At 60.3% G+C, this 19,637-nt stretch carries 14 protein-coding genes and 1 tRNA gene; 4 read left to right on the top strand and 11 right to left on the bottom strand.

Annotated elements, in window-relative coordinates; all coding sequences use genetic code 11:
• Positions 1-22: 22 nt before the first annotated feature.
• Positions 23-3,379, bottom strand: a complete 3,357-nt coding sequence (locus PMX72_RS01320; RefSeq protein WP_271728876.1) for a hypothetical protein — start codon at positions 3,377-3,379, stop codon at positions 23-25.
• Positions 3,380-3,501: 122 nt separating this feature from the next.
• Here PMX72_RS01320 and PMX72_RS01315 point away from each other — a divergent pair, with 122 nt between their 5' ends.
• On the top strand, positions 3,502-3,750 hold the full coding sequence (locus PMX72_RS01315) for a helix-turn-helix domain-containing protein (protein ID WP_117640691.1): 249 nt from the start codon (positions 3,502-3,504) through the stop codon (positions 3,748-3,750).
• Between the two features lie 541 nt (positions 3,751-4,291).
• Here PMX72_RS01315 and PMX72_RS01310 read toward each other — a convergent pair.
• The 7 genes from PMX72_RS01310 to PMX72_RS01280 all read right to left on the bottom strand — a co-directional run bounded on the left by PMX72_RS01310 (position 4,292) and on the right by PMX72_RS01280 (position 11,633).
• A tRNA-Arg gene (locus PMX72_RS01310) sits at positions 4,292-4,367 on the bottom strand.
• A 305-nt stretch (positions 4,368-4,672) separates the two neighbouring features.
• The gene (locus tag PMX72_RS01305; RefSeq protein WP_117564941.1) at positions 4,673-5,071 is read right to left on the bottom strand and encodes a DUF956 family protein; all 399 of its coding nucleotides are present in this window, start codon (positions 5,069-5,071) and stop codon (positions 4,673-4,675) included.
• Between the two features lie 120 nt (positions 5,072-5,191).
• The gene (locus tag PMX72_RS01300) at positions 5,192-6,112 is read right to left on the bottom strand and encodes a PTS system mannose/fructose/sorbose family transporter subunit IID (RefSeq protein WP_117564942.1); all 921 of its coding nucleotides are present in this window, start codon (positions 6,110-6,112) and stop codon (positions 5,192-5,194) included.
• Between the two features lie 16 nt (positions 6,113-6,128).
• Positions 6,129-6,947 (bottom strand): PTS mannose/fructose/sorbose transporter subunit IIC, encoded by an 819-nt coding sequence (locus tag PMX72_RS01295; protein ID WP_089573274.1) that lies wholly within the window; start codon positions 6,945-6,947, stop codon positions 6,129-6,131.
• Positions 6,948-6,965: 18 nt separating this feature from the next.
• The gene (locus tag PMX72_RS01290; protein WP_271728875.1) at positions 6,966-7,955 is read right to left on the bottom strand and encodes a PTS sugar transporter subunit IIB; all 990 of its coding nucleotides are present in this window, start codon (positions 7,953-7,955) and stop codon (positions 6,966-6,968) included.
• Positions 7,956-8,333: 378 nt separating this feature from the next.
• Complete coding sequence (locus tag PMX72_RS01285; protein ID WP_271728874.1) at positions 8,334-8,759, bottom strand: hydrogenase maturation nickel metallochaperone HypA/HybF; 426 nt, start codon at positions 8,757-8,759, stop codon at positions 8,334-8,336.
• Positions 8,760-8,855: 96 nt separating this feature from the next.
• Positions 8,856-11,633, bottom strand: coding sequence for an FAD-dependent oxidoreductase (locus tag PMX72_RS01280; protein ID WP_271728873.1), 2,778 nt, complete (start codon positions 11,631-11,633; stop codon positions 8,856-8,858).
• Between the two features lie 187 nt (positions 11,634-11,820).
• Between PMX72_RS01280 and PMX72_RS01275 the strand changes: the two genes are divergently transcribed.
• The 3 genes from PMX72_RS01275 (at position 11,821) to PMX72_RS01265 (ending at position 15,294) form a co-directional block, all read left to right on the top strand.
• Entirely contained in the window at positions 11,821-12,483 is a 663-nt protein-coding gene (locus PMX72_RS01275) for a TetR/AcrR family transcriptional regulator (RefSeq protein ID WP_271728872.1), read from the top strand.
• A 63-nt stretch (positions 12,484-12,546) separates the two neighbouring features.
• Complete coding sequence (locus PMX72_RS01270) at positions 12,547-13,554, top strand: DUF5692 family protein (RefSeq protein ID WP_271728871.1); 1,008 nt, start codon at positions 12,547-12,549, stop codon at positions 13,552-13,554.
• Positions 13,555-13,797: 243 nt separating this feature from the next.
• Entirely contained in the window at positions 13,798-15,294 is a 1,497-nt protein-coding gene (locus PMX72_RS01265) for a hypothetical protein (protein ID WP_271728870.1), read from the top strand.
• A gap of 231 nt (positions 15,295-15,525) precedes the next feature.
• Here the strand turns inward: PMX72_RS01265 and PMX72_RS01260 are convergent, their stop codons facing one another.
• The 3 genes from PMX72_RS01260 to PMX72_RS01250 form a co-directional block, all read right to left on the bottom strand.
• Positions 15,526-15,720 (bottom strand): hypothetical protein, encoded by a 195-nt coding sequence (locus tag PMX72_RS01260; RefSeq protein ID WP_233546507.1) that lies wholly within the window; start codon positions 15,718-15,720, stop codon positions 15,526-15,528.
• Between the two features lie 133 nt (positions 15,721-15,853).
• The gene (gene clpB, locus PMX72_RS01255; protein WP_271728868.1) at positions 15,854-18,481 is read right to left on the bottom strand and encodes an ATP-dependent chaperone ClpB; all 2,628 of its coding nucleotides are present in this window, start codon (positions 18,479-18,481) and stop codon (positions 15,854-15,856) included.
• Between the two features lie 446 nt (positions 18,482-18,927).
• Entirely contained in the window at positions 18,928-19,599 is a 672-nt protein-coding gene (locus tag PMX72_RS01250; RefSeq protein WP_271746117.1) for a hypothetical protein, read from the bottom strand.
• Between the last annotated feature and the right edge of the window lie 38 nt (positions 19,600-19,637).

The following is a 19,637-nucleotide window of genomic DNA, read 5'->3' as shown; positions in this document are numbered from 1 at the left end:
ATATCCAACGCCCGACTCGCTTTTACATCTGCTCGCGGCGCTTCTTCCGGTCGAGGAAGACGCCGGCCGCCACGAGGACGGTACCGCCGATGACGAACGTCTCGCCGATGAGTCCCGCGCGGTCGCCGGTCTGGGCGAGACTGCCGCGCTGGGCGGTCTCCGTGCCTGCGAGATGCTTCGGGCTGTATGCCGCCTGCTGCTTTGCGGCCTCCTCCGCCTCCTGTCGTGCGATCTCATCGGAAAGCTTCTGCTCCGCCGCGATGCGGTCGGACTTCGCCAGCTCATAGGCGGCGAGTGCCGCATCATAGCCGGGCTGGAGTCCGTCCAGCGCAGCCTGCTTCTCGTCCAGGATTGCCTTTGCGGGCGCGACCTTGGCACGCGCCTCGACTGCTGCGGCGAAAAGCGCGTTGAGGGCGTCATCCGCGTTCGCGTCATGGCCGGAGGCGAGCGCCGCGCCGGCGTCGATGGAGTTCAGCCTCGCCAGCTTGGCGTCTGCCTGCGCCTTCGCCTGCTCGGCGGCGGAGACCAGGGACTCGGCGGCGATGGTATCCGCCTTCGCGGCATCGAGCGCGGCCTTGGTGTCATTGACGGCCTTTACTGCATCCTGCTCGCGCTGCTGTGCCTCTGCGAGCTTCGCGGCAAGACCGGTGAGGATGTCGAGGTTCGACTGTGCGTCCTCGAGATCGGTCTGGGAGCCGGTGAGCTTGTCGGCGGCAACGCCGGTGTCGGCCTTTGCGGCATCGACGGCACGCTGGGCATCCGCGAGGGCGCTTGCGGTGGTATCCGCCTTTTGCTTGGCGGCTGCGAGGACCGCCGCCTTCTCGGCCTGGTCGGCTTCCGCCGCGTCATGGGCGCTCTTTGCGGTATCGAGCGCCTTCTTGGCATCGGCGACGTCCTGGAAGAACTTCGCGAGATCGGCGTTCGCATCCGTGACGCCCTGCTGCTTGGCCTCGGTGTTCGCCTTGGCGGAATCCAGCTTGGTCTGTGCGGCCGTTACGGCTGCGTTGGCGGCATCAAAGGCGACCTGTTTCTGCTGGACGGTCGACTTTGCCGTATCGACTGCCGCGTTGGCGGCATCGAGGTCCGATTTCGCCGCATCAAGCTCGGTCTGGGCATCCGTGACGCCCTGCTGCTTGGATGCGAGATCAGCCTTTGCGGCATCGACGGCACGCTGGGCATCGGTGACGTCCTGCTTCGCGGCATCGACACCTGCCTGTGCGGAATCCGCTGCGTCCTGCTTCTGCTGGACGGTTTCAGCGGCGTCGGTGGCTGCCTGCTGCTTGGATGCGAGATCGGCCTTGGCTGCGTCGAGTGCGCTCTTGGCGTTCTTGAGACCGTTGATATAGGAGGTCAGCTTTTGCTCGTACTCGTCGACGGAGATGGGGTTCGTGTTCCAACCGGAGCCGGACCAGCCGGAGATCTCTGCGGTGTAGCACTGCGTCTGAAGCCCGGACATGGTGCCCTTGGTGCAGGTTGCCATTCCCATAACGGCGAGTTCGGGATTGATGATGTTCATGTAATGGCCGACGGTGCCGCTGCTGCCGTTCTCCCAGCGGCAGTTGTTTGCAATCCAATGGTTGATTGCGACGCCGTTCTTTGCATAGAAATCATAGGCATCCTTGCCGACAAGACCGGTGACTCCATAAAGGGCCTCCGTTGCCTTGTCGAAAAAGCCCTTCTCCTGCTCGATCCACTGCCCACTCGGATCGATTCCGTAATTCCATGCCAGGTTTTCGGCAAAATCATATTGGCGGGCATGCTCGAGCACGGTGTCACTGTAGTTGGCATCTGCAATGGCACCGGCGATGAGCTTGTAGGTGACATGGAGCTCGGACAGGCCGACCGACTTGCGGTAGTCGTTGACGGACTTCATCCACTTGATCGCATTGAGCATATTGTCAAGAGACGTGGCGTCTTTGGAGTTGCCGACTTCGGTCTTTCCGGCATATTTGGCGTTCAGGATGATGTTGACTGCGTCATCGGCACCCATGGCACGGAAGAAGCCGATGGCTCCCTGCTTGAGCTGCGCGTCGGCGGAATCGAGTTTCGCCTGGGCCTCGTCGACCTTCTGCTGCGCGGCGGTCACGGCGGCGTCTGCGGTATCCTTTGCGGCCTTGGCGTTCGCAAGCTCTACATCGGCGGCTGCCTTGGCGGACTCAGCGTCCTTGACAGCCTGCTTCGCTGCATCCAGCTTGGCGACGGCGTCGGCATTCGCCTGCTTGGCCGCATCGAGGTCGGCGTTCGCGGCATCGAGTGCGGACTGGGCGGCGTTCACGCCGGATTCGGCATCGGCCGCGGCCTGCTGCTTTACGGAGAGGGCCACCTGGGCATCATTCAGGTCGGCTTGTGCCGTTGCCGCAGCGGACTGTGCCTGCTCGAGCTCGGACTCGCACTGGGACTGTGCCGCTCGTGCGGTAGCGAGGGCTGCCTCTGCGTCCGCGACCTTCTGTTTTGCCGCATCGTACTCCGGGCCGCTGGCGCCTGCCTCCGCTGCGGCGAGGTCGGCTTTCGCCTTCTCGTAGGCGGCGCTGGCGGCTGCGGCCTTCGCATCCGTCGTGTCCTTGTTCTGCTGGGCTGCGGCGAGGACGGCTTCGGCGGCATCCTTTGCAGACTGGGCCGCAACCAACTTGGACTGGGCCTCGCCAAGCGTCGCGTTGGCGTTGTCGAGATCGGCCTGTGCCCTGTCCACGGCAGCCTGGGCGTCGCGTACCGCCTGCTCGGCGGCACGGATAGCCTCCGGGGTGGCGCTTACGGCATCTGCCTTGGCTTTATCGAGGGCATCCTTGGCATCCTGAGCCGCCTTGATGGCGGACTGGTACGCTTCGTCCTTCTCGGATGCATCCGCCTTGGCGTCTGCGAGACCCGCCTTCGCCTGCTCGAGGTCCTTGCCGGCAGCATCGGCGGCGTCCTTGCCCTCCGCGACCTGACGGGCGTACTCGTCCATTGCCGCTCGGTCGGCTGCCGTGCCGGCGCTGACTGCCGAATCGTAGGATGCCTTGGCCTGGTCGCGGGCGGAAGCCGCCTCGTTGTAGGGACCGGCGGCCTCATCGTAGGATGCCTTGGCGGCGTCCTCCTTCGCCTTCGCCTCGTCGACTGCCTTCTGCAGGTCCGCGATGGTCTGTGCGGCGGATTTCGCGCCGACACCGGATGCCGCGCCGGCGTGGGCGGCGATCGGCGACATCACGGCGGGGTGCTGCGTGCCCCCGTCACCGGTCTGGGCGAATGCCGTGAACGGTGAGATGAGGCTCGATCCGGTCATGGCGGCCATGGTCGCCGCGGTGACGGTCAGACGCGCGATCCCCTTCGGGGCGTGAATCTTTTTGTTTGGCAGTGTGGCGAAGTGATCGCCGCCGGCAGCGAAATGCTTTCCCTGAGTCATTGCTATTCCATTCCTTTTCCGTGCCCTATCCGACTGGGCATCAGAGTGCTTTCCAATAGAGATAATTATGCGCTTTAACAGGGATTGTTGTATATAGTCCGTTGGCTTTTATACAACAATCCATGACTCTTTTTGTCATGGATATCTCGCCGCTACAACGATCCTTTGGTCTACGCTGCAAAGAATTAAGATCAAAGTCTGGTTACTCTCAAGTACAATTTGCGAATCGCATCGGCATGGACAGGTCTTACTACGCCTCGATAGAGGTCGGACGAAGAAATGTCAGTCTTTCTAACCTCTGTAAAATTGCTAACGGATTCGACATGACAATCGCTGCACTCATGACTGGTGTGACTGAGAAAACGGATTAGTCCATCAATCAATCAGCGAACGCAGTGAGCGAATCAATCGACGGCACAGCCGGCGGCAAGGTCACGGCACGTGACCGCGCAGCGAGCTTCGCGAGCGAAGGGGGACAGCATCGCTGTCCCTATTCTTTATCGACGGCTTAGCCGGCGGCAAGGACACGGTACGTGGCCGCGCAGCGAGCTTCGCGAGCGAAGAGGACGGCATCGCCGTCCCTATATTTTTATAGTATATTTCTCTATTAATTGGTTTCACCAAAATGGGTATAGCGCAAGCTTCTGAACAGGCGTTTTTATCAAAAACTCAAAGCAGCCGAATCATCAAAATGGTGAAATTTTTTACCCAAATTGAGGAAGCGCTTCACCAAAATGGAACCGACTAACGGCTGTTGAAAACTTTTTATCCCCAAAATGGTGATTTCCTGTTTTCAGTGGAAAACTCGGTAAGTTAAATTATTTACTTACCAAATTTACAAACAAAAGCAGTTCTTAACCCTAAAACCAGAACAGGTCAGAAGCAAAATTAACTCCTGACCTGCGATTTTTCTGGTGCCCCCGGGCGGATTCGAACCGTCGACACCCGCTTTAGGAGAGCGGTGCTCTATCCCCTGAGCTACGGAGGCATGTTGTACTAGTGTAGCAGATTTACACGTTGTGATGCAGCGTGTAGCCACTCTTCGAAGTTGTGGTGGAACAGCCCTCCGGAAAGTGCGTCCCACTATCCAGGCAAATTCTGGGTCAGACTTTCCCCATGGGACCTCGCTGGGAAACTGTGTCCCAGAATTTCGACTCGAAACGGGACACGGTTTCCCAAACGGGCCCGTTCCGGAAACTACATCCCGCAATCGGCACTCGAACCGGGATGCACTTTCCCGATCGAGCCTCATGGGAAACCGCGTCCCACTTTAGGGGGGGCGCTCTTTAATGGCTAGTTGCCTTTGTGGAAAAGGTTCTTGATGACGGAGGGGATGCTCTTGGCGCCCTTGGCCGTCACATCGATAAAGTCGGGCGAACGAACGAGCTTGTCCTCGTCAATGTACTTACGCACCGCGCGAAGCGTTTCCTTGTCATTGCGCGTCGAAAACGTAAAGTGGCCATTCTCTTTGGTAAAGATGGCAAAACGCGTAATCTTCTTGGTGCCGCGCAAAACCTCGGCGGCAATATAGTCGACCTCGTCCCACGGGATTTGGATATAATCCTCGGGATTACGCTCGTTATAGTACTCAAACGCCTTATTGCCCACCATCACGTTACCGTGACTGGTAAGCCCCATCAGGCAGGTTGCCGGCGTTGCCAGATCGACCGTGCTGTTCTGAGATTGCGCCATACGCGCCTCGCCCTCCAATAAAAACAATCGGACCGCATCCAGTGTACCCACCGGGTGCGGTCCGTTTCAATGGCTCAAAAGCCCTTGCCTAGCAACTCTCGGTCTTAAGCCGAAGCGTGCTTACATGAAGCCGCAGACGCGACCGATGATGCCGACGGCGAAGAGAGCCAGGATGATGACGATCGGGCTGACCTTCTTCTTGAGGAGCTTGCAGACCAGAAGGGTCAGGCACACGGCGGCAAGGCCGGGGATGAGCTGATCGAGGTTGGCCTGAAGCGTGGTGACCTTCACCGGGTCGAGTGCGTTGGCACCGACAGAGCTGTACATCGTCAATGCCTGCTTGATGCCCTCAGAACCGGCGGGCAGGTTGGCCCAGTCGATATAGGCGCCAGCGGACTGCGTGACCTTGGAGACGACCGGGGTGAAGGAGATGGACACCCAGCGCTCGACCAGGGCGCCGATGATGAACATACCCAGGATGGAAGCACCCTCGGTGACCTTGCCCATCAGACCGCCGGAGAGGTCCTTGGCGATGGAGGAGCCGACCTTGTAGCCAAACTCCTGCGTGTACCACAGGAAGGCGTAACGGATGATGTTCCACGCGAAGAAGAACAGCAGCGGACCGGCGATGCTGCCGGACAGGGCCAGGGAAGCGCCCAGTGCGCCCAGAATCGGGCGAAGGGTGAACCAGAAGGCGGGGTCGCCGACGCCGGCGAGCGGGCCCATCATACCGACCTTGACGCCCTGAATGGCGACGTCGTCAATCGGAGCACCGTTGGCGCGCTCCTCCTCGAGGGCGAGGGTAACGCCAATGACGGGGGCGGAAACATAGGGGTGGGTGTTATAGAACTCCAGGTGGCGCTTAAGAGCGGCAATCTGGTCATCCTTGCTGGTGTAGAGCTTCTTGATCGCAGGGATCATTGCGAAGCACCAGCCGCCGTTCTGCATACGCTCGTAGTTCCACGAGCCCTGAAGGAACTGATGACGGAAGCAAACCTTCTTACGGTCAGCCTTGGTGAGCTGAATCTTGTTCTCTGCCATATGTATCACTCCCCTCCTACTCGTAATCGTTCAGAATGTCGCCGAGCGGGTCACCGGAGCCACCGCCCATGCCGCCACCCTGCTTGGCCAGATCCTTAAGGCCAAGGTAGATGAGGGCAAGGGAGATGCCGATGAGGCCAAGGGCGATCAGCGTGAGCTGAGGGATGGCAGCAAGGACAAAGCCGAGGATGAAGAACGGCCAGGTCTCCTTGGTGGCCATCATGTTGATGACCATGGCGTAACCGACGGAAGCGACCATGCCGCCGCCGACAGCCATGCCGCCGGACAGCCAATCGGGCATAGCGTTAAGCGCGTTGGTAACGGCCTCGGCCGGGATGATGCACAGAAGTACTGCCGGGATGGCGATACGAACACCCTGCATGAGGATGCCGGCGTACTGCCAACGCTCGATGCCGGCGAAGTCGCCCTTCTCGGCGCAGGCGTCCATGCCGTGAACCATAGCGGTAGCCAGGGTACGGCAGATCATGGTCAGGAACAGGCCAGCGACCGACAGCGGGACGGCGACGGCGATGGCGGCGGTAACGGCCTTGGCCGAATCGGTGGCGCCACCGTTAAGGGCGAGCACCATGATGATGGAAGATGCGACCGAGGCCAGAGCGGCGTCAGGCGCGACGGCGGCGCCGACGTTAGCCCAGCCAAGGGCCATCATCTGGAGCGAACCGCCCAGGAGGATGCCCTCCTGAAGGTGACCGGTTACGAGACCGATAAGCGTGCATGCCACGAGCGGCTGATGGAACTGGAACTCATCCAGAATGCCTTCCATACCGGCAAGCAACGCGACAATCGCAACGAGCAGAATAGTGATTGCAGACATGTATCGGACCCTCCTTTACTATGCTTGAGCGGCCAGTTCGGCCTTAGCTTTCTTCAACATGGCGTCGAGATCCTCGGAGGCATCCGAAGGAACCTTGCGGACCTCGAACTTGACGCCCTTGGCCTTGAGAGCCTCGATGGTCTTGACATCGTCATCGCCCATAGCGACAGCGTTGGTGACGACGACCTTGCCCTTGGAGTGGGCCATGGAACCGATGTTGGCTTCCTTGATGTCGACGCCGGCCTCGATGGCCCTGAGCAGATCCTGCGGGTTCTCGAACAGCAGCATGGCCTTGGTGTCACCAAAGCGCGTGTCCTTGACGACCTCGGCCATCTTCTTGATGGGCACGACGTTGGCGTGGACTCCCGGAGGGGCAGCCTGCTCGATCATGGTCTTGCGGAGCTCGTCGTGAGCAACGCCGTCGGAGACCACGATGATGCGGTTGGGGTTGATCTGCTTGGTCCACGTGGTGGCCACCTGACCATGCAGCAGACGCGTGTCGATACGGACGTGGGCGATCTTGATGTGCCCGTCGCCGATCACCGTTCCCGGAGGAATGGCACCCGCAGGAGCAGCGGCGGCCGCAGCCGGCTTCTTCTCCTCGGGCTCCAGAGACTCGGGCTTGACGCGCACGCCGGCCTTAGCCTCAGTCACGAGATGTTTTGCGATCGCATGTGCAGTGTTCTTTGCGTCAAAGCGCTGCGAATATGCCTCGATGAGCATAGGCAGGTTGACACCGGTGACGATAGCCCAGGAATCATGGCCCTCGATGAGACCGCTGATCTGGTTGAAGGGCGTGCCGCCCCACAGATCAACGAGGAAGAGCACCTGCTCCTGGTCCTCGAAGGAAGCGATTGCCTCCTCGACCTTGGCGCGGAAGTCGTCGGGGCCCATGCTCGGCTCGAGCGAGACCACGGCTACAGACGGCTGATCGCCAAAGACCATCGAGCCCGTCTGCTTGATTCCAGCCGCCAAGTCACCATGGCTAGCAAGAACAATACTTACCATCACATAACCTCCTTTTTGTCTACGTATTTCCTACACGACATGAACGAAGTATACCTGTTTGGATTGTGGAATTATAGCTGAATCCGCAAAAGGTTGGATTATTTGTTTAAACGTCTAGGTTTGTTACAAGTTGATTACGTTGCTATTTTTCGACTCATTTCCCACTAAAGCGTCGCTCATCAAGTCATGTATTTTACAGATACAAGCATGCTGTTCATTGATGCCGATTTTAAGCAAGTGCGAATGCGCTTGTACTGCCGCTATTTTGTTTAAACAGATATGACTTGACTATTTTCGTGGCTTATGTTCTAGCGCAAGTAGTCATTGGGGACGTTCTTGTTTGACTAGCCATGCAAGAACGTCCCCAACGACTAGGGGCTAGACGATGTGGAGGGGGTTGGCGGCGTCGACGGCGTCAGGAGCAGCGGGACCATCAGGGGCAGCGTCTGCCGGATCCTCGTCGGGGGTCTCGATCTGCTTGATCATGACCTCTTGGCCCTGGAGCAGATAGGTATCGCCACTGCCGCAATGGGGGCAGGTCTTGCCGTGCTCGACTGTCGCATAGTCTCGGCCGCACGCCTCGCAATGCGTCACGGCCTCGACGGGCTCCACGATAAGCTCCGCGCCCTGCGTGATGGACTTTTTATCTGCCGCCCAGCGCCAAGCGTCGAGCAGCAAGTCGGGAACGACGCCCGAGACCTCGCCCAGCAGCAGCGTGACGCTCGAAACGCGACGCACGCCATTGGCGCGCGCCACGTTCTCAACATCGCGAATAATGTGATAAACGATTCCCAATTCATGCAAGGTAGAAACCTTTCAACAACGGTTGATGCGATGCAAACTCAAAGCAAGGGGACGGCGAAATCTAGTCTGCGCCGTCCCCTTACCCGCCATGGTTACCTATTTACGACCGAACTTGATTTTGATTGCACGCTTTAAAGCATACTTGCCAAGGCTCGGGAGCTTTTGCTCGTATTTGACCATCGTGGAGCACTCGGGGCGATCGCGATCCAGATGGATGGCATCGAACGCGCACTTGGTGGTGCACAGGCCGCAGCCGATACACTTGTTGGGGTCGACGATCGAGGCGCCGCAGCCCAGGCAACGGGCGGTCTCGGCGCGCACCTGCTCTTCGGTAAAGGTCTCGACGTACTCGCTAAACGGCGCGGCCTTCTCGCGCTCGCGGTCCACATGGGCAACCTCGCGGCTCGCGTTGTCGTAGCTCTCGATCACGACATCGTCGCGGTCAAGCGCGGTGTAGCGGCGCTGGTTGCGGCCGATGGTGAGCGTGGACCCCGGCTGCACAAAGCGATGGATGGACACGGCGGCCTCGTGGCCGGCGGCGATGGCATCGATGGCAAAACTCGGACCGGTGTAGACGTCGCCGCCCACAAAGATGTCTGGCTCGGCGGTCTGGTAGGTCTGAGGATCGGCAAGGGCACCCTGACCGCGGCCAAGCTCCACCTTGGAGCCAGCCAGCAGGTCGCCCCACACAATGGACTGGCCAATCGACATGACGACACGGTCGGCATCGACACGACGCAGATCGTTCTCATCGTACTCGGGCGCAAAACGGCCCTCGTCGTCAAAGACACACGTGCAGCGCTTGAAGGTGATGCCGCGCACATGACCGGCCTCGTCCAGGTGAACCTCCTTGGGGCCCCAACCGTAGCTGATGTGCGCGCCGTCCTCGATGGCCTCGCGACGCTCTTCCTCGCTGGCAGGCATCTGGGCCTCACTCTCCAGGCAGAACATCTCAACGTGCTCGGAACCCAGACGGCAGGCGTTGCGGGCAACGTCGATGGCCACGTTGCCGCCGCCCACCACGATGGTGCGGCCGGACAGGGTATCGATCTTGCCGCTGTTAACCTCGCGAAGGAAGTCTACGGCCACGGTCACGTCCTCGGCATCCTCGCCCGGAATGCCGACAAGGCGGCCTCCTTGGCAGCCAATAGCCACGTAGAAGGCCTTAAAGCCCTGCGCGCGCAGCTCGTCGAGCGTCACATCGCGACCGACCTCCACGCCATAGCGGAACTCGGCACCCATCAGGCGAATAACCTCAACCTCGGCCTCGATAACGTCCTTCTGCAGCTTAAAGCTCGGAATGCCATAGGTGAGCATGCCGCCCGGGCGCTCGTTTTTCTCGAACACGACGGGCTTGTAGCCCTTCTCGGCCAGATAGAAGGCGCAGGACAGACCGGCCGGACCGGCGCCGATGATGGCGATCTTCTGGTCGAAGCCGCCGGCACGCGTCGGGGTCACCACAGGTGGGACATAGCGAGTCGCGGCATCCAGATCGCGCTGGGCGATAAACTTCTTGACCTCGTCGATGGCCACGGCCTCGTCCACGCGACCGCGGGTGCAGGCATCCTCACAGCGGCGGTTGCACACACGGCCGCAGATAGCGGGCAACGGGTTCTCGCGCTTGATGAGCGCCAACGCCTCGTCATAGCGGCCCTGCGCCGCGAGCTTCAAATAGCCCTGAACGGCAACGTGCGCGGGGCAGGCCGTCTTGCAGGGAGCGGTGCCGGACTCATGCGTCTCGATACGGTTGTCGTTGCGGTAGTTGGGCGACCACTTGGTGTGGTCCCACTTGGTGGCATCGGGCAGCTCCTGGCGCGGATACTCGGGCACCTGTCCGCCAGCCTTTTTGCTACAGAGCTTCTGGCCCAGTTTGGCGGCGCCGGCCGGACACACCTCAACGCAGCGACCGCAGGCCACGCACTTGTCCTTCTCGACCTTGGCGACGTAGGCCGAGCGCGACAGGTTGGGCGTGTTGAACAGCTGCGAAGTGCGCAGGGCGTAGCACACGTTGACGTTGCAGTTGCAGATGGCGAAGATTTTGTTCTCACCGTCGATGTTGGTGATCTGGTGCACAAAGCCGTTGTCCTCGGCCTGGCGCAGGATGTCGTAGACCTCCTCGCGCGTCACATAATGGCCGCGGTCGGTCTCGACCACGTAGTCGGCCATATCGCCCACGGCGATGCACCAATCGGCCGGGTCGTCGGCGCAGCCCTCTCCCATCACGCGACGGCTCGCGCGGCAGCTGCAGGTGCTAGCGGCATACTTACCTTCGTATTTGTCGAGCCAATGCTCGATATGCTCGATCGGCACCGAGGTGCTCGCGGCATCGATGGCCTTCTCGACCGGAATGACATGCATGCCGATGCCGGCACCGCCGGGCGGCACCATCGGCGTGGCCTTGGACAGCGGTCCCTTGGACGCCTGCTCAAAGAACTTGGCATAGACCGGATGCTCCTCGAGCTGGCTCACGCGCATGTTGAGGAACTCGGCGGAACCCGGCACCAGCATGGGCAGCACCCACTGCTTGGCGCGCTCGGGGTTTTCCCAGTTGTACTCGAGCAGACCCGTGTAGCTCATGTCGTCGAGCATTTTTTCGATATCGGCCTCGGGCATGCCGGTGAGCTTGACCATCTCGGGCAGCGTATAGGGACGGCGCATCTTCATCTTGCAGAGCACTTCGGCCTGCTCGTCGGTTGCGGCCTCGGCAAACGACCAGTACTCGTAGCCCAGCAGCTCGTCGCGGTGCAGCAGGCGGTTGGTGCAGTGCTCACACAGTTTGACGATGGCCTCGCGCGGATGCTCCGGTATCGGCGGCACGAACTCCGAACCGATGTCGGGCTCGGTGTAGCTAATCCCCGGTCCGTTGAGAATCATAGTCGTCCCTTCTCTTGCCACAGCCCGGCGAGACCGCGGCGCCCCTCTTTGTACGGGCTCGACATACCCCCATGCCGTTCACCCGTTATTGTTGACATTGTGTCAAAAATAGTATTGACGAACCGTCAACAATATTCAAGACTGTTAGGCGAACGGTCAGGCAAAAGAGGATGAAAGGCGGCAAAACATGGGCAGCAACACAGCAGATACCTCTGTGGTCGATGCCATCCCCGCGTCCGATAGCGCGGCAAAGCGCCTGACAGGTGACGAGCGCCGCCGCGAGATTCTCGCCGCCGTGCGCGCCGTGAGCTCCGAGCTGGGCGTGTCCCATCTATCCGTCTCGGCCGTGACCAAGCGAGCCGGCTGCACGCGCTCGCTGTTCTACCACTACTTTGCCGATATGGACGCCGCCGTCACCGCCGTCATGGACGAGGCAATCGACGGTTTTATCTCCGAGCTCGAGCAGTGGAATGCCAGCCGCATCGTCGGTGATATCGAGGGCGCGCTCGACACCGTCGCCCCACTCTTCAAGCGCCTGGTCGCCAGCGGCCACGAGCTGCCGAGTACGCTCACCTCGAGCAGCGGCGCGCTCTACGGCGGCTTTCTGCACAACGTGGTCCAGCGCGTGGCGCAATATATCTGCGACACCACCGTGGTGGATTTTGTCGCCCATCATGAGCTGCGCATCGACCATGTCTACGAGACGTTCTACACCCTCATCATGGGGTTGTTGATGTATATCCGCACGCACCCCGATGTACCCGACGAGACGGTCAAGGAAATCATCGCCTCGACGCTCCATATCGAGGGCTATACCGCCAAGTATCCGGAGCGCAAGCCCCAGAACTGACGACATTTGGCCAAACTGCCCGCGCTCGGAAGAGGGGCCGCGGGCTTGTGAAAGGAGAGCAGCATGCTGTTCGATGTCTGGGGTAGCAATACCCTTATCCACTGGGTCGGCTGGGCCATGGTCTTTATCGGCCTGATCGTGCTCAACGAGGTCGGCCGCCGCACCAAACTCGGCGCGGCCATCATCTTTGGCGTGGCTCCGCTGGCCATGACCATCTACTGCGTCGCCATCGCCATCGGCGTTTCGCAGGGCGCCGAATGGGCGCTCACCAACCCCACCCATGTGTACCAGAACAGCTGGTTCCACTACGCCAAGGTATACGCGGCGCTGGCCGGTTGCTGGGGCTTCATTGCCATTAAGTACCAGTGGGGCAAGATCGGCAAGGCGCATTGGTTCCGCGCGTGGCCGTTTGTGATCGTCGCCATCAACATCATGATCGCCGTCGTGTCCGACTTTGAGAGCGCCTATCACTTCTTTGTCCTGGGCGAGTCCACCTGGGTCACCTCCGAGGGCGCCACGCAGCTTGCCGGCTGGAACAACGTGTTCAACGGCATCGCCGGTATCATCAACATCTTCTGCATGACCGGTTGGTGGAGTGTCTACGCCTCCGAGGACAAGACCGACATGCTGTGGCCCGACATGACCTGGGTCTACATCATCGCCTACGACATCTGGAACTTCTGCTACACCTACAACTGCCTGCCCACCCACTCCTGGTTCTGCGGCTTTGCACTGCTGCTGGCGCCCACCGTCGCCGCCTTTATCTGGAACAAGGGCGGCTGGATCCAGAACCGTGCCTTTACTCTGGCCATTTGGTGCATGTTTGCCCAGGTGTTCCCGTACTTCCAGGAGGAGTCCATCTTTGTGACGCACTCCACGCTCGACCCCGCCGCCGCCACCGCGGTCTCGGTCGCCGCGCTGATCGCCAACATCGCCGCGATCATCTACGTCGCCTACCGTGCCAAGAAGCTCGGCCGCAATCCCTATAAGCAGGATGTCTTTGAGGGCACCAGCGATTGGGAGAAGGCCACCGCCCGCCGCGCCAAGGTTGATTACGCTCACGCCGAGTAACGCGCTTGACGCAAACGCCGCTTGAATGTGAAGTCGCCTGGCCGACTCCGCGCAATGCAACGTATTGCATGCCCCCGGAAAGCGATTCGTCCGCTTTCCGGGGGCTTTTTGCTGCCGCGCGTGCATTCACGCACATATTCACAATGTATCGCGCAGATAAAATCATATTTCCGACCGCACGCCAGCTCTATCTGGCCCCAATTTTGGGTACATTGTTGTCCCGATATTGAGCTTGGGGGATATATGAAAGATGAGACGAGGGGCCAAGAAGATGCGGCCCAAGATGCAGAAGCGTGTGCCGAGGCCCTGGAGAGCCTAGACCAGATCGCGCTGGCCGAGATTGCGTTTGACGATTCGGGCGTTGACGTGCAGGATGAGCCGGAAGCCGAGGCGCAGTCCGATGATCAGGATGCAGACGATGTTGAGCCTGCCGAAGATGAGGCAGATCACGAAGACACCGAAAGCGAGGCCGGCAACCAGCCCGAATCCGACACGGGCGAGGAAACCGTCTTGCTCGACAGCTTGCCTGCCGAGGATTCGCTGACCCGCGAGCTTCCTGGCTTAGGCTCTGCGCCTACCATGGACGAGACCATCGCCATGGGCGATATTCCCCTACCGTCCGTTCCTTCGGCACGCGAAGCCGAGGTTCGTCATCGTAAGATGTCGCCCAAGCGCCGCAATCTGATGGTCGCCGGTGTCGTGGCCGTCGCGCTCGTCGCCGGCGGCGCAGGCTATGCCGCCTGGAACGGATATCAGCAAGAGCAGGCTGCCACTGTCGCCGCCAATGCCCACACGATGATGTCAGTGCAGATTGGCGTGCATGCCGCGGGACTCGACTGTTCCGCCGGCTCCAAGATTCCCGTACAAGTGAGTGGCCAGGATTCTGACGGATCCTCCGTGAGCGAAACACTCTATGTTGACGAGCACGGCCGTGGCATCAAACTGCTACCCGGTGACTACACGCTCTCCATTGCCGCCTCACCCATCGCGTCCGACGGCACCGTCTACACCGTCCCGACCACCAAGGCCCAGGTCACCATTAAAAGCGATGGGCAGGATTTGAGTGCCCAGGCCACCTTTAAGCTCAAGGTGCCTTCGGCCGACACGGTAACCGACGACCAGATCGATGCCGCCGCCAAATATGCCGAGGAGGGAGGCGCGAGCTCTGCCGCCGCGGCAAAGATACTCCAGCAGGCGGCAATTACGCGCCGCGATGCCGCCGCCAACGCCGTAAGCGCAAGCGAGGCTCAGTCCGCCCGCGATGCCGACGCTCGACACAAGGCGACGAACCTGTATCAGCTCGATATTCCGGTTGAGTGGTATGGCAAGGTCGCAACCTGGCAAAATGGCAGCACGCTATGCATCTATCTTGCCGGCGACAGCGATACGCCGATTGTGACGCTCGTCGCGGCGCGCGAGGGCGAGAGCTTTACGCCCGATGAGGGCGATACGGTTTTGGGTGCGGCCAATCTAGGCAACGGTTATACCGTCTACGCCAGCGGCCCCGTTTATCCGTATGTGGTGCCCCAGACCATCAACGGACGCACGCAAGACCCCGTGTCAACCTACCCCATGGACACGGCCATTGAGCTTGTCGAGCTTACGACCGGCAACCGCTACACCTATAGTCAGATCAAGAACGTGCTGGTCGGCAAAGACGGCAAAGCCGACGCCGCCACCAAGCTCGAGACCGACTACCTCGCCCAGATTCTCCTGCCGAGCATCAAGGCCCAGGACTAGCCGCCCGCGACACCCAGAGTAGTCTTTTTGGGACGGGGCTTTTTAGCTACTCTCTGTTCTACCCGACAGCGAGGTCGAACCAGCTTCAGGGGCAGTTAAAAAAGCCCCGTCTCAAATCTTGATTAGCTAGAGAGCAAGATTACGTGCAACTTGATTAATAGAAAATCAAGTTTTACTGTTACCGAGCATCAAGGTCCAAGACTAGCAGCCCGCGACACCCAAATTAGCTACTTAACGCCAGGGGTCGGCTTCGAACATCGGCTCGCGCTCGGGGCGGCGATCGCTGTAGGGATCGTAGCCGTCGTCGTCCTCGTTCTCGGCACGGATGTAGGGGTCGCGCGGCTTGGGTGCCGGCTTAGGCGCAGGCTTGGGTGCGGCGGACGCGGCATCGGTCGCCGGCGCGCTTGTCTTGATCTCGTCTTTCATCTGCATAGCTCCTTGCATCGCATCCGTTCAGCATCATCGATTGTCGCACGAAAAAAGGGCGGCGGACCCAATTGGATCCGCCGCCCTTGGCGTTTAGAGACGGCTGGTAGATTTTAAGGCATGTCCCATAAATCTACTCGGCGTCAGGGACCTCGTAGGTGGCCGCCGGCGTGTTGTCGCACACGACGGTAAAGCCGCCGTCCTTGTCGGCATCGACCGTCACCTGATCGCCCTCGCGCACCGTGCCGTCGATGATGGCGGCGGCGATGGCGTCCACGACCTCGCGCTGGACCAGGCGCTTGAGCGGACGGGCACCGAACACGGGGTCCAAGCCACCCACGGCGAGCATCTGCTTGGCCGCCGGGGTGATGGCAAGCGTCATGCGCTCCTTGGCCAGACGTGCGCGGACGTCGGCGAGCTGAATATCAACGATCTTTTCGATCTGCGCCATGCCGAGCGGATGGAACACCACGATATCGTCGATACGGTTGAGGAACTCGGGGCGGAAGGTCTGAGCCATGGCGGCGTCAACCTGATGGCGCATCTCCTCCTCGTCCTTGCCGGACAGATCGGCGATGGCCTTGGAGCCCACGTTAGACGTCATGATGATAATCGTGTTCTTGAAGGACACCTGGCGACCCTGGCCATCGGTCAGACGGCCGTCGTCAAGCACCTGCAACAGCACGTTAAAGACATCCGGATGGGCCTTCTCCATCTCGTCGAGCAAGATCACGGAGTACGGACGACGGCGCACGGCCTCGGTGAGCTGACCGCCCTCGTCGTAACCCACGTATCCCGGGGGCGCACCGATCAGACGCTGGACGCTGAACTTCTCCATGTACTCGGACATGTCGATACGCACGAGCGCACGCTCGTCATCGAACAGGCACTCGGCAAGCGCCTTGGCGAGCTCGGTCTTGCCCACGCCGGTGGGACCCAGGAAGAAGAAACTGCCGATGGGCTTGTCCGGGTCGGAGAGGCCCGCACGGCTGCGACGCACGGCCGCGGCCACAGCGGAGACGGCCTCGTCCTGACCGATGACGCGCTTATGCAGCTCGCCCTCCAGGCCCTTGAGCTTGTCAAGCTCGCCCTGCATCATCTTGGACACGGGCACGCCGGTCCAGGCGCTCACGACCTCGGCGATCTCATCGGAGGTCACCTGCTCGTTGAGGCCCTCGCCATCCTGCTGCTTTTGTGCCTCGAGCGCGGCCTCGGAATCCTGAATCTGCTGCTGCAGACCCGGAATCACGGAGTAGCGTAGCTCAGACGCACGGCCCAGGTCGCCGTTGCGCGTCGCGCGCTCCTCTTCGCTCTTGGCCTCGTCAAGCTGTCCCTTAAGCTCCTGCACGTGGTCGATGGCGTTCTTCTGGTTGAGCCAGCCGGCCTTTTGCACGTTGAGCTTTTCCTGGACCTCGGCAATCTCCTGGCGCAGGGCCTCCAGACGCTCCTTGGAGGCGTCGTCGGTCTCTTTCATGAGCGCCTGCTCCTCGATCTGCAGCTGGGTGAGCTGGCGTGTGGTGGCGTCAATCTCGACCGGCATGCTGTCGAGCTCCATGCGCAGGCGGCTTGCCGCCTCATCGACCAGGTCGATGGCCTTGTCGGGCAGGAAGCGGTCGGCGATGTAGCGATCGGAGAGGTCGGCGGCGGCCACGAGCGCGCTATCGGTGATATGCACGCCGTGGAAGATCTCGTACTTCTCCTTGAGGCCACGCAGGATCGAGATGGTGTCCTCGACGGTAGGCTCGGAAACCATCACGGTCTGGAAACGACGGGCGAGCGCCGCGTCCTTCTCAATGTACTTGCGGTATTCGTCGAGCGTGGTCGCGCCGATCGCGTGCAGGTCGCCACGGGCAAGCGCAGGCTTGAGGATGTTACCGGCGTCCATGGAGCCCTCGGTGGCACCCGCGCCCACGATGGTATGGAGCTCATCGATGAACAGGATGACCTTGCCCTCGGACTTTTGCACTTCTTTGAGCACGGCCTTTAAGCGGTCCTCGAACTCGCCACGGTACTTGGCGCCGGCGACCAGCGCGCTCATGTCGAGCTCGATGAGGTCGCGGTCGCGCAGCGTACTCGGCACGTCGCCGGCCACGATACGCTGGGCGATGCCCTCGACGATGGCCGTCTTGCCGACGCCCGACTCACCGATGAGCACGGGGTTGTTCTTGGTGCGACGGGACAGGACCTGAATGGTACGGCGGATCTCGTCGGTTCGGCCGATGACCGGATCGAGCTTGCCGGCGCGGGCGAGGTCGCAGATGTTGCGACCGTACTGCTCCAGCGCCTCAAACTGCGTCTTGTCCTCGGCAGACGTCACGCGGTCATCGCCGCGCAGCTCCTCGTAGACTTGCTCGATGCGCTCCTTGGTCACGCCGGCGTCGCGCAGAACGCGGCCGGCCTCGCCCTTGTCCTCGGCAAGTGCCATCAGCAGATGCTCGGTCACCACAAAGCTGTCGCCCATCTTGGTGGCCTTCTTCTCGGCCTTTTCGATAACGCGGACGAGCTCGTTGGACAGGCCCATCTGCTGGCCTTCGCCCGAAACCTTGGGCGCGCGGTCGATGGCATCTTGTGTGGAGCGTGCGAGCTGGGCCGGGTCGGCACCGATGCGCTCGATGATCACAGAGATATTGCGCTCGCCGGCACCGAGCAGGGCAGACAACAGGTGAATCGGCTCCACCGCGCCGGCCTGCGCATCGGCAGCCGTGCTCATGGCGGTCTGTAACGCCTCGCGCGACGTCATTGCTAGCTTATCGATTCTCATGGAATCACCTCTCTTGGGGTGGCCGCCCTACGGGGCGGCTTCACGTTGTTCGAGAAGTATTGTTGCCAGCTTTGCGCGATCTTATACACAAATCTAAGTCTCTATATATAAGATTTTCTGAGTGATTAAGAGATAGGGGCAGGCACGCTTACCAGCTGCGGCCTCGTCCCCTTACTATCTCAATCTGTAACATCTAGCGACTGTTTATGGCTCTAGATGTTACAGATCGAGATGAAATGACCAGCGGCACCCGTTTATCTAAATCTGTAACATCTAGTCAGCAAATAGAGCTCTATCTGTTACAAATCGAGACGAACAGAAAACACCCGGATCAAAAATCTAAATCTGTAACACCAGGCCCACTTTTAGCGGCCAAGATGTTACAGATCGAGACAGACCGAAAACCACCACAAAGAGGACAGGTACCTTTGTGGTGGTCGCGGTCTCTACTCCTTCGCCGAACCCGTACTTCCCGATTCGACGGTCCAGGGCATCTCATCCTCGAACAGCCATGTACGGGCAGACCCACTATCGCGTGCAGTCTGCGGGTCAGGCAAGCAGGTCTGTTTATAGGCATCTTGGATACACTGACCCATAAAATCGTTGAGCTCGGTCTGGTCGCCCTCCATGACATAGGCGACATCGCCGTCCATGATGTAGATGCCCGGACCCTCATTACCCTCGTAGCCCGGATCGTACGAGACATCACATAACTTTGCGCCGTTTGCAGTGTCCAGCTCGATGGAAGAGTGGCATCCGCCAACCATGTCGTTCGCTTTTGCCCGATAGGACGCATATCCGTACCAACGCTTAAATGTTTTGCCCTTGAGTAGCTCGGACGCCCTATCGATCAGGTTTGTATCCGTGGTATAGCGCATGGCCCCAAGCTGAATACGCGGATAATTGCTAATGCCCAGCACAGCCGGCTGCTCATCAAAATCAACGGTAATGGTCTCGGACTTGTCGTCGCCGGTCAGAAGTTCGACAGATTGAGTCACAGGCTTGACCACCGGCTCCGTCACCGCAGCAGGTAGAAACGCCATGCCGACAGTGCCCATGCCAACCACGGTAATCGCAAGCGCCAAAACAATCAATCCAATACGGGCAGGACTTCTCACAGCAAAGCACCTCACAATGCAAGCCTTCGCTACCTGCA

Origin of the sequence: Collinsella aerofaciens, assembly GCF_028207065.1 — a bacterium.
Taxonomy (GTDB): Bacteria; Actinomycetota; Coriobacteriia; order Coriobacteriales; family Coriobacteriaceae; genus Collinsella; species Collinsella aerofaciens_AR.
Note: the sequence above shows the minus strand (reverse complement) of the source record. Positions and strands in the feature narration are given on the sequence as shown.

What these genes read in the sequence shown, in the direction of transcription:
- PMX72_RS01305 (WP_117564941.1), bottom strand. Translation starts at nt 5,071, where the DNA reads ATGGCGCAATCTCAGAACAGCACGGTCGATCTGGCAACGCCGGCAACC.
- PMX72_RS01275 (WP_271728872.1), top strand. Translation starts at nt 11,821, where the DNA reads ATGGGCAGCAACACAGCAGATACCTCTGTGGTCGATGCCATCCCCGCG.
- PMX72_RS01270 (WP_271728871.1), top strand. Translation starts at nt 12,547, where the DNA reads ATGCTGTTCGATGTCTGGGGTAGCAATACCCTTATCCACTGGGTCGGC.
- PMX72_RS01290 (WP_271728875.1), bottom strand. Translation starts at nt 7,955, where the DNA reads ATGGTAAGTATTGTTCTTGCTAGCCATGGTGACTTGGCGGCTGGAATC.
- PMX72_RS01295 (WP_089573274.1), bottom strand. Translation starts at nt 6,947, where the DNA reads ATGTCTGCAATCACTATTCTGCTCGTTGCGATTGTCGCGTTGCTTGCC.
- PMX72_RS01300 (WP_117564942.1), bottom strand. Translation starts at nt 6,112, where the DNA reads ATGGCAGAGAACAAGATTCAGCTCACCAAGGCTGACCGTAAGAAGGTT.
- PMX72_RS01265 (WP_271728870.1), top strand. Translation starts at nt 13,798, where the DNA reads ATGAAAGATGAGACGAGGGGCCAAGAAGATGCGGCCCAAGATGCAGAA.
- PMX72_RS01280 (WP_271728873.1), bottom strand. Translation starts at nt 11,633, where the DNA reads ATGATTCTCAACGGACCGGGGATTAGCTACACCGAGCCCGACATCGGT.
- PMX72_RS01315 (WP_117640691.1), top strand. Translation starts at nt 3,502, where the DNA reads ATGACTCTTTTTGTCATGGATATCTCGCCGCTACAACGATCCTTTGGT.
- PMX72_RS01260 (WP_233546507.1), bottom strand. Translation starts at nt 15,720, where the DNA reads ATGAAAGACGAGATCAAGACAAGCGCGCCGGCGACCGATGCCGCGTCC.
- clpB (WP_271728868.1), bottom strand. Translation starts at nt 18,481, where the DNA reads ATGAGAATCGATAAGCTAGCAATGACGTCGCGCGAGGCGTTACAGACC.
- PMX72_RS01320 (WP_271728876.1), bottom strand. Translation starts at nt 3,379, where the DNA reads ATGACTCAGGGAAAGCATTTCGCTGCCGGCGGCGATCACTTCGCCACA.